Annotated in this window: 15 protein-coding genes; 8 read left to right on the top strand and 7 right to left on the bottom strand. The window is 74.1% G+C overall.

Annotation, left to right across the window (positions count from 1 at the left end; genetic code table 11):
• Positions 1–25 precede the first annotated feature (25 nt).
• Positions 26–508, bottom strand: a complete 483-nt coding sequence (locus ACZ7RU_RS21840) for a YbaK/EbsC family protein (RefSeq protein WP_470342593.1) — start codon at positions 506–508, stop codon at positions 26–28.
• Between the two features lie 322 nt (positions 509–830).
• Between ACZ7RU_RS21840 and ACZ7RU_RS21835 the strand changes: the two genes are divergently transcribed.
• The 5 genes from ACZ7RU_RS21835 to ACZ7RU_RS21815 all read left to right on the top strand — a co-directional run bounded on the left by ACZ7RU_RS21835 (position 831) and on the right by ACZ7RU_RS21815 (position 6,839).
• The gene (locus tag ACZ7RU_RS21835) at positions 831–3,971 is read left to right on the top strand and encodes a sensor histidine kinase (RefSeq protein WP_470342592.1); all 3,141 of its coding nucleotides are present in this window, start codon (positions 831–833) and stop codon (positions 3,969–3,971) included.
• Entirely contained in the window at positions 3,968–4,432 is a 465-nt protein-coding gene (locus ACZ7RU_RS21830; RefSeq protein WP_470342591.1) for a roadblock/LC7 domain-containing protein, read from the top strand. The genes ACZ7RU_RS21835 and ACZ7RU_RS21830 overlap by 4 nt, the downstream gene beginning before the upstream one ends.
• Positions 4,433–4,437: 5 nt before the next feature.
• A complete protein-coding gene (locus ACZ7RU_RS21825) occupies positions 4,438–5,007 on the top strand; it encodes a DUF742 domain-containing protein (RefSeq protein WP_470342590.1) in 570 nt (189 codons plus the stop codon).
• Between the two features lie 2 nt (positions 5,008–5,009).
• Positions 5,010–5,618, top strand: coding sequence for a GTP-binding protein (locus ACZ7RU_RS21820; protein ID WP_470342589.1), 609 nt, complete (start codon positions 5,010–5,012; stop codon positions 5,616–5,618).
• Positions 5,619–5,705: 87 nt separating this feature from the next.
• On the top strand, positions 5,706–6,839 hold the full coding sequence (locus tag ACZ7RU_RS21815; protein ID WP_470342588.1) for an FAD-dependent monooxygenase: 1,134 nt from the start codon (positions 5,706–5,708) through the stop codon (positions 6,837–6,839).
• 21 nt (positions 6,840–6,860) lie between these two features.
• Here the strand turns inward: ACZ7RU_RS21815 and ACZ7RU_RS21810 are convergent, their stop codons facing one another.
• From ACZ7RU_RS21810 to ACZ7RU_RS21785, 6 genes are all read right to left on the bottom strand, one after another.
• A complete protein-coding gene (locus tag ACZ7RU_RS21810) occupies positions 6,861–7,511 on the bottom strand; it encodes a DUF4328 domain-containing protein (protein ID WP_470342587.1) in 651 nt (216 codons plus the stop codon).
• A 29-nt stretch (positions 7,512–7,540) separates the two neighbouring features.
• A complete protein-coding gene (locus ACZ7RU_RS21805) occupies positions 7,541–8,707 on the bottom strand; it encodes a transferase (RefSeq protein WP_470342586.1) in 1,167 nt (388 codons plus the stop codon).
• Between the two features lie 274 nt (positions 8,708–8,981).
• On the bottom strand, positions 8,982–9,782 hold the full coding sequence (locus ACZ7RU_RS21800; protein WP_470342585.1) for a serine hydrolase: 801 nt from the start codon (positions 9,780–9,782) through the stop codon (positions 8,982–8,984).
• A 91-nt stretch (positions 9,783–9,873) separates the two neighbouring features.
• Entirely contained in the window at positions 9,874–10,509 is a 636-nt protein-coding gene (locus ACZ7RU_RS21795; RefSeq protein WP_470342584.1) for a DUF1707 SHOCT-like domain-containing protein, read from the bottom strand.
• A gap of 244 nt (positions 10,510–10,753) precedes the next feature.
• Positions 10,754–11,035: a hypothetical protein gene (locus ACZ7RU_RS21790; RefSeq protein ID WP_470342583.1), complete on the bottom strand. Its 282-nt coding sequence runs from the start codon at positions 11,033–11,035 to the stop codon at positions 10,754–10,756.
• Between the two features lie 341 nt (positions 11,036–11,376).
• Positions 11,377–11,916 carry a CGNR zinc finger domain-containing protein gene (locus ACZ7RU_RS21785; protein WP_470342582.1) on the bottom strand — a complete coding sequence of 180 codons (540 nt, stop codon included), beginning with the start codon at positions 11,914–11,916 and terminating at the stop codon, positions 11,377–11,379.
• 26 nt (positions 11,917–11,942) lie between these two features.
• Here ACZ7RU_RS21785 and ACZ7RU_RS21780 point away from each other — a divergent pair, with 26 nt between their 5' ends.
• From ACZ7RU_RS21780 to ACZ7RU_RS21770, 3 genes are read left to right on the top strand one after another with little or no spacing between them, the layout of a single operon-like run.
• Positions 11,943–13,250 carry an MFS transporter gene (locus tag ACZ7RU_RS21780; protein ID WP_470342581.1) on the top strand — a complete coding sequence of 436 codons (1,308 nt, stop codon included), beginning with the start codon at positions 11,943–11,945 and terminating at the stop codon, positions 13,248–13,250.
• A gap of 9 nt (positions 13,251–13,259) precedes the next feature.
• Positions 13,260–13,403, top strand: coding sequence for a DUF2510 domain-containing protein (locus ACZ7RU_RS21775; protein WP_470342580.1), 144 nt, complete (start codon positions 13,260–13,262; stop codon positions 13,401–13,403).
• Between the two features lie 4 nt (positions 13,404–13,407).
• The gene (locus ACZ7RU_RS21770; protein ID WP_470342579.1) at positions 13,408–14,001 is read left to right on the top strand and encodes a hypothetical protein; all 594 of its coding nucleotides are present in this window, start codon (positions 13,408–13,410) and stop codon (positions 13,999–14,001) included.
• Positions 14,002–14,027 lie beyond the last annotated feature (26 nt).

Genomic DNA, 14,027 nt, shown 5'->3' with positions numbered 1-14,027 from the left:
CTGCCCGAGTGCGCGGCTCGACCGGCTACTCGGCCGCCACGGTGGCCGGGGTCCCGCCGGTGACGGCGAGCAGCTCCCGGTAGGTCATCGGCACGACGGTGTGCGGGTGCCCGGCGGCGGCCCAGAGCACCTCGTACGCCTCGAGCGCCGTGTCGACCACGGCGCGCAGCCGGGCCGGGTGGCCGGTGGGGGCGACGCCGCCGATGGCCTGGCCGGTGGCCTCGCGGACCTGGGCGGCGGTGGCGCGCTCGATCGGGCCGGTACCCAGCTGCCCGGCCAGGTGGGCGGTGTCGACCCGGTGGGCGCCGCTGGTCATCACCAGCAGTGGCGCTCCGTCGCAGACGAACACCAGGCTGTTCGCGATGGCGCCGACCTCGCAGCCGAGCGCGGCGGCGGCCTCGGCGGCGGTGCGGGCGGAGTCGGGCAGGACGCGGATCTCGCCGGGGACGCCGGCCGCCGCCAGCGCTTCGGCGACGGCCTGACTGCGGGTGGGGAGCGAAGAGGTCATCGGCCCATCATGCCGTCCGGACCGTCTGCGGCCGCACCGGGCAGCGCACCAACAGAAGCCCGCAGACGCCCGTGGACGTACCGACCTCCGTCCGCCGGGCGCCTTCCGGCGGGGCGTCACACAGTTTTCACACCCCGGCCATCCATCGGCCGCACGATTAGTCGACACTGTGTCAGGCAAGTCCGGAACCGCCCGCTCCGCATACACACGGTCAACGACCGGATGACGTTGTGTCGACCACGTGTGCAAGCACAGCCCAGGCGGCGAACGGATTTTCACTCCAATCACACGGTGCGACTAGTATCGCTTCGTCAAAAAACCCGTGCCCGGACGGCCCGCCCCTCACCGGCCGGCCGCCAGCCCCAAGGAGTCAGCTCTGCGCGCGCGTGCGAATCGGCGGCCCCCGACGCCGAAGGGCCCCCGCAGGCGTCCACGCCTGTCCCTGCGGACGGCGCTGCTCGTCCTGGCCGTCGTCCCCAGCATCGCCCTCGCCGTCCTCTGGGCGGTCACCAGCGGCGAGACCATCTTCGACTTCCAGCGGCAGGCCGCCCAGGGCCTGCTGGCCCAGAAGGCCGGACAGCCGTCGAACATCGTCTACTACAACCTCCAGGAGGAGCGCCGGCTCAGCGCCGAGGCGCTCGCCCGGCCCGGCGCCAACGCCGACCAGCTCCGTCGCCAGCGCCAGCTGACCGACGACGCGGTGCGCCAGTTCCAGGCCCTCTCCGGCGAGACCGCCGACAGCGCGCCCGAGGAGGTGCGCACCGCCGTCACCGAGGCCCGGCAGGCGATGGGCAGGCTGGCCGAGCAGCGCGCCAACGTGGACCGCGGCTCCGTCGACCAGCAGACGGTCTACACCTACTACACCGACCTGATCGCGGTGGACCTGCGGCTGTTCACCGCGCTCAGCCACGTGGACACCGGCGAGGTCACCTGGATCTCCAAGACCCTGGTCAACGCCTTCTGGGCCAAGGAGATGATCGCCCGCGAGGACGCCCTCCTCGCCCGCGGCTGGCCCACCGGCCGGCTGAGCACCGCCGACCTCCAGGCCGTCCAGCAGACCATCGGTGCACAGGACCACCTGCTCACCGTCCAGGTCCTCCCGTACATCCCGGAGGGCGAGGCACCCGCCTGGCGCGAGCTGATGAACAGCCCGGCCTGGCAGGCCAAGGCCGCCGTCGAACAGCAGCTCACCAAGCCCACCGCCGCCGAGGCCAACGGCACCGTCAGGCTGCCCGCCGCCCAGGAGCAGTGGCGCCAGGCCCTCGACCAGCTCAACCCGCCACTGGTCAAGGCCCTCGAGACCCGCACCAGCGGCATCGTGGACGTCGGCAAGGGCACCATCGTGGACCTGCTCACCCGCGTGGTGCTGACCACCGTCATCGGCCTGATCACGGTCGTCGCGGTCGTCATCGCCTCCTGGCGCCTGAGCCGCTCGCTGCGCCGCCGCATCAAGGACCTGCACACCCAGGCCGAGGAGATGCGGCGCACCCTGCCCGAGGTGGTCGACCGGCTCGGCCGCGGCGAGCAGGTGGACGTCGCGACCGAGAGCCGCAGCATCACGGCCGGCTCGCACGGCGACGGCACCGACGAGCTGGCCCGCCTCGGCCAGGCGCTCGACCTGGCCCGCTCCGCCGCCCTGGAGGCCGCCGTCGGCCAGGCCGAGCAGCACCGCGGCTTCGAGCGGCTGCTCCAGCGCATCGCCCGCCGCACCCAGCTGTTGATCGGCCGCCAGCTGCGCAAGCTGGACGAGCTGGAGCGCCGGCACGACGACCCGGAGGTCCTGGAGGGCCTCTTCGACCTCGACCACCTCACCGCCCGCCTGCGCCGCTACGAGGAGAACCTCGTCATCATGGCCGGCGGCCAGCCCCAGCGGCGCTGGCGCAAGCCCGTCCCGCTGCTGGACGTGCTGCGCGCCGCGCAGGGCGAGGTGCAGGACTACCGCCGGATCTCGATCGACATCGAGGGCCACCCGTGGCTCTCCGAGCGGGCCGTCGGCCCGGTGGCGCACGTGCTCGCCGAGCTGATGGAGAACGCCACCACCTTCTCCAAGCCGCCCACGCCGGTCGAGGTGCGCGCCGCCATGGTCGGCCGCGGGCTCGCGATCGAGATCGAGGACCGCGGCCTGGGCATGGACCCGGAGCAGTACGACGCCGCCAACGAGCTGATGAGCCGACCGCCGCGCACCGACGTGCTGGCCCGGGCCGACGACATCCGCCTCGGCTTCCACGTGGTCTCCCGGCTCGCCTCCCTGCACGGGCTGAGGATCGAGTTCCGCCCGTCGGCCTTCGGCGGCACCCGGGTGGTCGTGCTCGTCCCGGACGAGCTGGTCATCGAGGGCGACACCGGGCTGCCGGACGGCGCCGGCGGCACGGCCACCGAGCCGATCCCGCTGGTGCGCCGCTCGCGCCGGGCCGTGCGCTCGGCCTCCGACGAGACGCCCGCCCCGGTGCCGGCCGGTCCGCCGGTCGCGCCGGTGGACTCCTTCGCGCAGGGCGACTTCGCGCCGCAGGCCGCTCCGGTGCCGCTGTCACCGCCGGAACCCGCTCCGGAGCCGACGCCGGTGCCGGCTCCGGTGCCGATCTCGGTGCAGGCCCCGGTGTCGGAGCCGGTGCCCCTGCCGGTGCGGGTGCCGCTGCGGCTGCCTCCGGCGGACGCCGGGGTGGGCGAAGGACCGGCCGACGGGCCGGAGACGACTCTCCAGGACGTCCCGGTGCCACCGGCGCCGTTCCCCGCGGAGCAGCCGTTCGCCGCGGAGCCGTCCTACCCGGCGTACCCCGCCGGGCCGTCCTTCGACCCGGAGCAGTCGTACGGTGCCGAAGCGCCGTACGCCGGTGAACCGCCGTACGCCGCGGAGCCGTCGTACCTGTCAGGACCGTCCCACGGCCCGGAACACCCCGCCCAACCGGAGCAGTCCATCGAGCACAGCTCGCCGGCCGACCCGGCACCCGCCCTGGACGCCCCGGCCTACCCGGACATCGCCTACGCCCGGGTCACCGAGGCCGAGGCCCCGTACGCCGACGAGCAGTACCGCCCGGCCGACCACTACCGGCTGGCCGAGCGGCGCCGGAGCCGGGAGTACCGGACCTCGGTGCCGTTCAGCCCGGCCGAGGGCGGCCAGCCCCCGCTGCCGCAGCGCGTCCGGCAGGCCAGCCTGGCGGCCGAGCTGCGGGTGCCCCCGCCCGCCCAGCCGCAGTGGGTCGGGCGGCCCGCCGAGGACGCCACCCCCGCGGGCCCGTTCCAGCGCACCGAGCGCCCGGTGCGGCGCTCGGGTGCGGCGATCGGCGCCTTCCAGCGCCAGTCCCGCGCCGCCCGGGCCCAGGACAGCGGCGAGCACCCGCTGCCCGCCACCTCGCCGGCGCCCTCCCCCACCCCCGCCGACCCCCCGGCTCCCGCGCCCGCCCCGTCACCCTGGGCCCTGCCGGCCGCGGACCCCCGAACCACACGAACGGATGACCAGTCATGAACCGCACGATCGCCACCCACCAGGACCTGGACTGGCTGCTGGACGGACTCGTCGACTCGGTGCCCGGGACCAGGAACGCCGTCCTGCTCTCCGACGACGGTCTCGTGGTCAGCCACTCCCGCACCATCGAGCGGGCCGACGCCGAGCGCCTGGCCGCCGTCGCCACCGGCCAGCAGAGCCTGGCCCGCGGGGTCGGGGCGCTGTTCGACGGCGGTCCGGTGCACCAGGTGATCGTCGAGCTCGCCGAGTGCTGGCTGTTCGTCATCGCCGCCGCCCAGGGCACCCACCTGGCCGTGGTCGCCTCCCAGGAGGTGGACGCCGAGGTGATGTCCGTCGCGATGCACACCCTGGTGCAGCAGGTCGGCCAGAAGCTCACCACGCCGGTCCGCAACGACGGCGCCGCCGGTGCCCCCGCCGCCCCGGCGTCCTTCGACGCCTTCGCCGCCCGGAACCGGGGCTGACCGGGGTGGAACCGTACGGGAACGACGCCTGGGGGGACGGCCTCGACGACGGCCTGCGGGCCGACCCGGGGCCCGGCCCGCAGGTCGGCGGCCCGCAGTCCGCCGCGCGGTTCGGTCCGCACGACGGCCGGGACGACGGCGGGCGGCGCGGTGCGGTGCCGCACTGGAGCGAGCTGGAGGAGGAGGACGCGGAGGACGAGACGGGCAGCATGGTGCGCCCGTACACGATCACCCGCGGCCGGACCGCGCCCGAGCGCGACGACCTCACCCTCATCACCGTGCTCACCACGGTCGAGGAGGAGGCCGACGCGGTCCTGGCGCGGGGCAGCCGCGCCGGTGCGCGCGGCCTCCAGCCCGAACACCGGCTGATCCTCGAACGCTGTCGGCGCCCGATCGCCGTCGCCGAGGTGTCGGCGGGCCTGGACCTCCCGGTCTCGGTCACCAAGATCCTGCTGGGCGACCTGGTCGCCCAGGGCCTGCTGAAGGCCCGGGCACCGCTCTCGGTGGCCCGGGCCGCCGGGGGCGTGGACCTCGGCCTGCTCACGGCCGTACGCGAAGGACTCCGGAGACTCTGAACATGGCAACGCCCCACTCCGCCACACCCCACTCCGTCACCGCCGACCCGGCCGCCGCCCCGGCCGCCGTCAAGATCCTGATCGCGGGCGGCTTCGGCGTGGGCAAGACCACCCTGGTCGGCTCGGTCAGCGAGGTCGCCCCGCTGCGCACCGAGGAGTACCTGACCCGGGCCAGCGTCGGCGTCGACGACCTCTCCGGCGTCGACCAGAAGACCACCACCACCGTCGCCCTCGACTTCGGCCGGATCACCGTCAGCCCCGAGCTGGTCGTCTACCTGTTCGGCACGCCCGGCCAGGAACGCTTCTGGTTCATGTGGAACGACCTGGTCAACGGCGCCCTCGGCGGGATCGTCATCGCCGACACCCGCCGGCTGGAGACCAGCTTCGCCTCCATCGACTTCTTCGAGAGCCGGGGCATCCCGTTCGTGGTCGCGATCAACTGCTTCCACAACACCAACACCCGCACCCCCGAGGAGATCCGGGCCGCGCTCGACCTCGACCCGCAGGTGCCGATGCTGCTCGGCGACGTGCGCGAGCGCGCCTTCGGGCGGGACCTGCTGCTCGCCCTGGTCGACCACCTGATGGACCTCGCCGCGGCCCCGGCCGGCTGAACCGGCTCCGGCCGGGCCCCTTCCGCACCTCCCGAACCTGCCTGCACCTCCCGAACCTCCTGTGAACTTCCCTTCGGAGCACCTCTCATGAGCAGATCCCTGCGCGTCCTCGTCAACGGCGGCGGCATCGGCGGCCTGACCCTCGCCACCGCCCTCGCCAAGCGCGGCCACCAGGTCGACGTCGCCGAGCTGCGCGAGCAGTTGGAGGCCCTCGGCGTCGGCATCATCCAGCCGTCCAACGCCCTGCACGTGATGCGCGAGATCGGCGTGCTGGAGGACTGCCTCGCCGCCGGCTTCGAGTGGGAGGTGCTGACCATCTGCGACCCGGCCGGCGCCACCCTCGCGCGGATCCCGCAGCCCCGGATGGGCGACGCCCCCTCCAACAACGGCATCCCGCGCCCCGCGCTGGCCCGCGTCCTCGCCGACGCGGCCGCAGCGGCGGGCGTCACGGTCCGCTTCGGCACCACCATCGGCACCCTGTGCGAGGACGCCCACGGCGTCGAGGTCGCCCTCACCGACGGCCACGTCGGCCGCTACGACCTGGTCGTCGGCTTCGACGGCATCGGCTCGCCGCTGCGCCGCCACCTCTACGGTGACAAGTACCTCCCCGAGTACACCGGCTTCGCCAACTGGCGTGTCACGCTGCCGCGTTCGCCCGAGGTACAGGGTGTGGTGATGTCCACCGGCAACCTCCGGGCCAAGGCCCTGCTCACCCCGATCAGCGCCGGGCAGATGTACCTGGGCGCGGTCTTCGCCGAGGCGGAGGACTTCCGCCCGGACCCGGAACGCGCCCACGAGCAGCTGCGCGAGCGGCTGGCCGGCTTCGGCGGCCCGGTGGCCGAGGCGCTGGCGCAGGTCACCGACCCGGCCGCCGTGGTCTACTCGCGGATCTCCCAGGTCACCGTCGAGGAGCCCTGGCACGTCGGCCGGATCGTGCTGGCCGGCGACGCCGCCCACGCTTCCACCCCGCACCTGGCCCAGGGCGCCGCGATGGCCGTCGAGGACGCCCTCGTGCTCGCCCAGAGCCTGGACGCGGCCGACGGCGTCCCGGCCGCCCTCGCCGCCTGGGAGGAGCGCCGCCGCCCGCGGGCGATGTGGGTCCAGGCCCTGTCCCGGGCGCTCCTCAAGCAGGAGACGGGCACGCCGACCACGCCGGAGGAGGACGAGCTGCTGAAGGTCGGCGTCCCCGGCGCGGCGCACGTCCTCGTGCAGCCGTACTGACGGCCCCGGAGGACGGCGGACTCAGCGGGGCGCTTCGGCGCTCCGCTGGGTCTGCCAGGCGCTGATCCGGTGGATCGCGTGGATGATGATCGCCCCGGCGATCACCTCCAGGACCGCGCTGACGGTGGACAGGACCACGAGCCGGCGCAGGTCGTCGACCGAGTCGAACTCGTCCTTGACCGCGTTCACGTACCCGTTGCCCACGTACATCCCGACCAGCAGCGCCCCCCACCACACGGCCAACAGGCCCCGGGGAGCCGACCGCTGGGGAGCACTGGCCTTCCAGACGTCCGAGACGACCTGGTAGGGGACCCACAGGTTCGCCACCGGGGTGATCCAGCCCGCGATCGCCCAGCCCCGCGCACGGCGCTGGCTGCCCGGGCCGCCCAGCGACTCGGCGTTGATCCGCGCCCGCCGGATCCACACCGCGAACACCGCGTAGACCGGGACCAGCAGCAGCAACCACTGCGGCCCCCTGACGGAGTCCCAGAAGTCGGCGGCCGCCACGAGGTCCGCCTCCGTCGCCCTTCCGGCGAGGTAGTCCTCGACCACCAGGTAGGCGCGCCAGTCGGCCACGACGAGCAGCAGGCCGAGCGCCACCGACCCGAAGATCAGCAGCGACGCGGCGACACCCCACCCGACCACGGCCCTGTGTTGCGGTGAACTGTCCATGTCTCCCCCGTTTCCGTCGTGTCCCCGGATCACCAGAGACCGGCCCACTGCAGTACCCGGTAGCCGAGCCAGCCCGGCAGCACCAGCAGGACGGCCAGCCACATGCCCACCAGGTCCGCCTTGCGCGTGGCCAGTTGGGCCCGGTACGCCATCGTCGGCCGTCGCCGCCCGGTGGCCGCCAGCGCGGTACGGATGGTCTGGGCCACGTGCACCGTGGGCGTCTCCAGGGTCGTGACGCCCGACCGGGCCATCCATGCCCGCAGCCCCCTGCGCTCCTGCACCGGAAGGGCTCTGGGCATCCAGTGCCCGTCGAAGACGACGACGGCACCGACCCAGTACTCCCCCGTCGCCACCTCCTCCGGCAGCAGCGGAGTGGGCAGGCCCTCGTTGAAGCGGGCGGCCAGTTCGGAGCGGCCGGCCGGGACCAGCAGGATCAGCTTCTCGGGGGGTTGGGTGGCCCGCGCCCGCTCGATCTCCCACCGCAGCCCCTCCCCGAGCCCGAGCCGCAGGACGATGAGCTGGGAGAGGTCCATCAGTCGGCCGACGGTGGCCTGCCAGTCGTCGAGCGGCAGGTAGAACCGGGCCGCGCCCAGCCGCGGCAGCGGCTCGCCCGGCCGGCCCACCGCGATCACGGGGCCCACGACGCCCAGTGCGGCCGCCAGTTGCTCCTCCCGGCTGTGGAGGTTGATGTCCGCCCCGTCGTCCACCCGGGCGGCGGTCTCGTCGTCGTCGAAGCTGCGCAGGTAGAGCACGGGGTCGCGACCGTCCCGCAACAGGGCCTGGGCCGCCCCGCGGGCCGCGAGCGGACGGGTGCGGCGCAGGACCAGGAAGCCGGTCCCCGCGGCCGCCACACCTCCCACCAGCACCGCGAGCGACGCCTCCAGGGTCATGCGGTCGCCCTGCTCGGAGATCGCGACGGCGAGGGTCCCGACTCCGAACAGCACGTACCCGGCGGTGTTCGCCACCCGGACGGTTCTCCGCCACCTCGGCTGCCGCGCCTCGTACTGGTTGACGAGTCCGACGAGTTCCATCACCCCGGCCCGGCGAAGGCGCCGCAGCCACAGGGCGGGCCCGAACAGCACCAGGGCGACCGCCCCGAGCAGCAGGGCCCCGACCCTGCTCACGCCCACGTCCTGCCCCATGCCGACGTTGACCAGCAGGTGCAGCGCCACGTAGGCCGAGGCGATCGCACCCACCGTGATTGACCGGGCGAACATCCGTAGCCGGGACGACACTTCAGCCCACCCCCTGAACCGCTTGAGCAGGACGCTTCAATCCGATACCGCATCCGACTGATCGTCATGCACGTTCGACCGGTAACGGTTTGAAGGCGAACACCCGGGCGGAGGCGCTCTTGGGTCCGCACGGCCCCGCAGCACCGGCCGGCGGCCGACCCGGCCGACCGGCTGCTCGCGCTCGCGCTCGACCAGTGCTACTTCGAACCGACCGGCCACGAGGGGTCCGTAAGGATCAACCTGCCGAACGAGGCGGCACAGGACGGGCTGACGGCACGCGCGGGGTGATCTCGTCGCGCCGGTCCCACACCGCCTTGGAGATCCGGGCGAGCAGCCGGGCCGCCGGGTCGGTGCGGTCCGTGCCGTCGGCGAGCGGGCCGGTGTAGCAGACGGCGATCAGGTAGGGCGGGCAGTCGGCCGACTGGACGAGGCCGACGCTCAGCCGGACGCCGGGGAACCAGCCGTTCTTGAAGGCGATCCGGGTGTTGGCCGGGAGGCCGGCGGCCAGGTCGACCCGGAAGTCGTTGTGTTCGAGGAGCGCGAGGAGTTCGGGCTCGCCGGCGAGCGAGCGCAGCAGGCGGACCAGGTCGCGGGCGCTCACCCGGTTGTGCACGCCCTGGGCGCGCGCCGGGTAGTCCTCGATCCCGCGCGGGGTGGCGCTGCGGGTGGCCCCGGCGCGCCGCCAGACGTCGGCGACGGCCTGCTGGGTGGTGCGGGCCAGGCAGAGGTTGGTGGCCAGGTTGGAGGAGTGGGTGATCATCCGCTCGGCGAGGAGGCGGAGCGGGACGTGGGTGCCCAGGAGCTCCCAGGGGAGGGGGTCGCTGTCCCGGTCCGGGTCGTTGCCGAACTCGCCGCCCACGACGGACTCGAAGCGGTTCACCACGGGGACCTCGGCGTCGAGGTTGACGCCGCTGCGGCAGAGCGCGGCCAGCACCGCGACCTTCATCGTGCTCGCGGCATCGTGCAGTTCGTCCGGGTTGTGGACGAACACCGGCTTCGAGTCGCCCGTCCAGGGGGCCACCACCACAGAGAGCATGGGGGAAGCGTAGGGGAGGCCGGGGCGGGACCCCGGCTGTTGCGGCGGACGACACGAACGCCCCGTACGGGCCGGGGAGCGGCGCGGCCGGTCAGCCGCCGGGCGGCAGGGCCATGGGCTTCCGCAGCGGCCACCGGCCGGTCGTCCGCCGCGCCTGCCGCACGACGACGCGGCCGTGGACCTTCCTGCCGACCAGCTCCACGCGCAGCCTGACCGGCGTCCCGGCGTCCGGGTCCTGGCGGTTCCTGACCTTGCTGAACGCCAGCGCCAGGCCGTCGGTGTCGACCACGATGCCCGGAGCGGTGATCAGCGTCAGGGTCCTGCCCTGCATGTCCAGGTCGATCCGCAGGGTGTCCTGGGTGATCACGGCCTGGGTGAAGTCGAGGGTCACGTCGCACCACTGCACCGACAGCTCCAGGCGGCGCGGCACCACCCAGCGCCCCTCCCGCCTGACCGGACTGAACCCCTGCTGGATCCGGACGACGTCCTTGGGCTCGGCCACCACACCGTCGGCGGAGACCGACACGGCCGGCAGGTCGGCGGTGAGGTCGGCCAGTTCACCGACCGTCCGCGCCGACAGGGCGGCCTCCACGCGCTGGTCCAGTTCGTCCGAGGTGAGCCTGCCGTCGCCCGCCGCGACGACCAGCAGCTCGACCACCCGGTCCCGGTCCGCGTGCGAGGCCCGCAACTCGGGCTGCTTCCCGGCGGGCACGATCTCTCCCGGCATACTTCCCGTCCTGAGTTCGACGAAGGCGTGTGCGCCGTACGGTCGGCGGCGCGGACCGGAACTCACGATATATCGCGATAGTGGTTCCCGCCAGACCCGCGCGACCCGCGCGACCCGCCGGACCCGCCGGACCCGTTCAGCGGTGCGCGCCGCGGCGGGGCGCGGGACTCGGGACCCTCGTCCGCACGACACGGAGTGGGAAGTCGGCCGAGCCGACTTCCCACTCCGTGGCCGTACGCCGGGATCAGTTGACGTAGTAGCTGAACCCGAGCGTCGTCGCGGACATCCCGGGTGCCACGTCCCGCATCAGCGTCCCCTGACAGTTCGCCGCGGAGTACACCTGGACCCTCACGTCCGTGAGGTTCTCGATGATCACCGGCGACAGCGTCGGGTAGCACCCCCGGGCCGGGTCGTGCCGCGTCACACCGTTCACCACCAGAGTCCCCGTCGCTGCCTGGGCGGGCACGGCGGACGCGAGCACTCCGGCGGCGACCAGCATCCCGACCACGGCGATTCGACGACGCATGACTGTTCTCCCTTCCGAGGGCGCACAACGGATGACGGCGCCCTTCCGGGCAATGGATTCCCCCAACGTCCTGTCCATGTCAGAAAACCCGCCGCAATCCCCCGAACCGCCGACAGCGTCCCGCCCACGATCCGCCAGGAGCGGGACGTCTGCCTGGCCGGCGCACCCTACCGCCGCAGGTGGCGGCTCACGTCGCCGACCAGGGTGATCCGCACCCGCCGCTCCACGAACCGCCACCGCCCGTCCTCCCCGCGCGCGAAACGGCGGTCGGACCCCCGACCCTCCCACGTTCTGCAGGCGTCGTACGCGTCGATCCACGACCCGCCGTCCGGAAGGGCAGGTCACGCGCGGGCCCGGCCGTTCGCCGTTCGCGCCGCACGGCGGTGGCGGCGGACGGCGTCGCGGTTGGCGCAGCGCTGGGAGCAGTAGCGCCGGCGGCCGGTGCGCGTGGTGTCGGCGAAGCTGGTGGTGCACTCGACGACCGCGCACCGGCCGAGGCGGTGCATGCCGCGGCCCACCAGGTGGAAGGCCGTGCCGACGGCGATCAGGGTGGACAGCACGGCGGCGAACGGCTGGTGCTCGTCCCGGTAGTGGAGGTGCCAGCCGCCCGCGTGGTCGGTCAGCCGGGGATGGGCGGCGTCGGCGGCCAGCATCCGGTTGAGCCGCTCGGCCCGTTCGCGTTCGTCGGCCGCGTCGACCACCGACTCCCAGGCGTCCAGCAGGGCCAGGATGCGCGTCAGGTCCGTCGGCCGTACCGGACCGTCGACCACCAGTCCGGCCGCGCGGCAGCGGTCCACCAGTTCCCCGGCGGTCCCGGGCCGGTGGTTGGCCAGATCCGCGGCGAGGTGCACGGCGCCGTCGCCGTAAGGGTTGAGATGCATAAGACCATGACAGCAGGCTGCCGGGCATGAGTCAGCACACCGTCACCGGAAATCGCTCCGGGCCGGAGGCCCCCGCGGCCTCCGGCCGCCCGCCCCGGTACCGCTGGGTGGTCCTCACCGTCGCCACCGTCACCCAGGCCGCCTCCGGCTTCTTCGTGCAGGGCATCGGGGCGATGGCCGTCCCCCTGCAGCGCTCACTGGAACTCAGTACGACCCAGCTCGGCCTGCTCCTGTCGGCCTCCCAGCTGGTCCCGCTGGTGGGCCTGTTGGTGGCCGGCGAACTCCTGGACCGGCACGACGAGCGCTGGGTCGTCGGCATCGGCGCCGCCGTGGTCGCCGCGGCCCTGCTCCTCGGCAGCCTGGCCCAGGGGTACGCCTCGCTGCTCGCCGTCCTGGTGGTCGTCGGCGCCGGGTACAGCACCGTGCAGCCCGGCGGCAGCAAGTCGGTGGCCGCCTGGTTCGACCCCACCCAGCGGGGGTTGGCCATGGGTGTCCGCCAGGCCGGGCTGCCGCTGGGCGGGGCGCTCGCCGCCGCCGTCCTGCCGCTGGTGGCCGTGGCCCACGGATGGCGGGCCGCGCTGGTGGTCGGCGGGCTGGTCGCCCTCCTGGGCGCCGGGCTCTTCACCGCCCTCTACCGACGACCGGCGACCGCCACCGCCGCCACCACCACCGCCACCGGGCGTCCCGCCCCGGCCGCCGGTCCACCGACGGATTCCGTCCGCTCCCGGCTGCGGATCCTCCGCGAGCCGGCCATGGCGAGGATCCTGCTCTCCGGACTGAGCCTGGTCTCGGTGCACGGCGGCGTCGGCGTGCTCAGCGCGCTGTACCTCCACGACGTGACGGCCCTCGGTCCCGGCGCGAGCGCGGCCGTCCTGGTGGCGGTCCAGGTCGCGGGGGCGGTCGGGCGGATCACGCTGGCGGCCTGGAGCGACCGGAGCCGGGCCGGGCGTTACCGGCCCGTCCTGGTCTGCATGGGCGCGGTGGTGGCGGGGCTGACGGCCCTGACGACGCCGGCGGGCCAGTCCCCGGTGGCGGCCGCCCTCCTGTTCACCTGGCTGGGATTCTTCGGAATCGGCTGGTACGGCCCCTGGGTGGCCCACCTGGCGGAGTCGGCGCCACCGGGCCGGACCGGCTTCGCCCTCGGCCTGGTCATGGCGGTCAACCAACTGGCCGTCGTCCTGGTCCCGCCCGCCCTGGGGCTGCTCCGCGACAGCACCCACGGCTTCACCGCCGCGTGGGCGGCCCTCGCCACGGCCACGGCCACGACCCTCGCGGTCACCGCCCGCGGCGGGCGCGGAACCCCTCCCGGCTCGGGGCGGCACATCGCCGGTTAGCGTACGGCCGTGAACAACGCGGCGCCTCCCGGGTGGTACCCGGTCCCCGGTCCGGACGGCGCACTCGGCCATGAGCGCTGGTGGGACGGCAGCGCCTGGACCGACGACGTCCGGCCGGTCCAGGGCGGCTACGGCTCAATGCCGTTGCTCTAACCCGGTGTCACGGTGCTACGGGCGGACCACGGCTTCTTGGAGCCGTACGAGCCCCACCCCCGCCCCGAAGCCGTCCACGCCCAAGCCCGCCCCGGTCCTCAGGAGCACCGTCGCGGACGAGCAGCACTCGATCACCCTCCCGGTGTTCGACGGCTGGGACGTCTCGACGGCCGGCACCCCGCAGAGGACGGTCCACCTCGGCAGCGGCCGCTACACCTGCGCGAACGGCAAGGCCTGCATCCGCGGCCGGTTCTCGGTGGAGAAGGACACCGTCCAGGGCGCCACCGCCAAGGCGGCCGCCGACGCCGCCATGCCGACGGTCGCCAAGCAGATCTTCAGCGGGATGGCCTCGCAGACCGACTACGGCTCCGGCAGCCTCACCGTCGCCGGGGTGGCCGGCTACGCCACCCACTGGCACATCACCGACGCCGACGGCAGCCAGGGCTACGTCCTGCTCGCCGCCCTCCCCGCGAAGGGCGGCGGCTACGTGGTCTTCGACGGCGGCGTGGACGACGGCCCGGCCGCCCCGGACGTCTCGGTGCTGGACCAGATCCTCCTGGGCGTCAAGAAGGACGAGACCCCCGCCGGCGGCACCTGACCGACCGCCCCGGGGGGGGCGGGAAG

It is taken from the genome of Kitasatospora sp. NPDC114501 (genome assembly GCF_055633695.1).
The sequence above is the reverse complement of the archived record's forward strand: the minus strand, read 5'-3'. Positions and strand labels throughout refer to the sequence as shown.

Excerpts from the sequence above, each read along its gene's own strand:
- ACZ7RU_RS21840 (WP_470342593.1), bottom strand. The coding sequence starts at position 508 with ATGACCTCTTCGCTCCCCACCCGCAGTCAGGCCGTCGCCGAAGCGCTG.
- ACZ7RU_RS21800 (WP_470342585.1), bottom strand. The coding sequence starts at position 9,782 with ATGCTCTCTGTGGTGGTGGCCCCCTGGACGGGCGACTCGAAGCCGGTG.
- ACZ7RU_RS21815 (WP_470342588.1), top strand. The coding sequence starts at position 5,706 with ATGAGCAGATCCCTGCGCGTCCTCGTCAACGGCGGCGGCATCGGCGGC.
- ACZ7RU_RS21790 (WP_470342583.1), bottom strand. The coding sequence starts at position 11,035 with ATGCGTCGTCGAATCGCCGTGGTCGGGATGCTGGTCGCCGCCGGAGTG.
- ACZ7RU_RS21780 (WP_470342581.1), top strand. The coding sequence starts at position 11,943 with ATGAGTCAGCACACCGTCACCGGAAATCGCTCCGGGCCGGAGGCCCCC.
- ACZ7RU_RS21810 (WP_470342587.1), bottom strand. The coding sequence starts at position 7,511 with ATGGACAGTTCACCGCAACACAGGGCCGTGGTCGGGTGGGGTGTCGCC.
- ACZ7RU_RS21795 (WP_470342584.1), bottom strand. The coding sequence starts at position 10,509 with ATGCCGGGAGAGATCGTGCCCGCCGGGAAGCAGCCCGAGTTGCGGGCC.
- ACZ7RU_RS21785 (WP_470342582.1), bottom strand. The coding sequence starts at position 11,916 with ATGCATCTCAACCCTTACGGCGACGGCGCCGTGCACCTCGCCGCGGAT.
- ACZ7RU_RS21830 (WP_470342591.1), top strand. The coding sequence starts at position 3,968 with ATGAACCGCACGATCGCCACCCACCAGGACCTGGACTGGCTGCTGGAC.
- ACZ7RU_RS21820 (WP_470342589.1), top strand. The coding sequence starts at position 5,010 with ATGGCAACGCCCCACTCCGCCACACCCCACTCCGTCACCGCCGACCCG.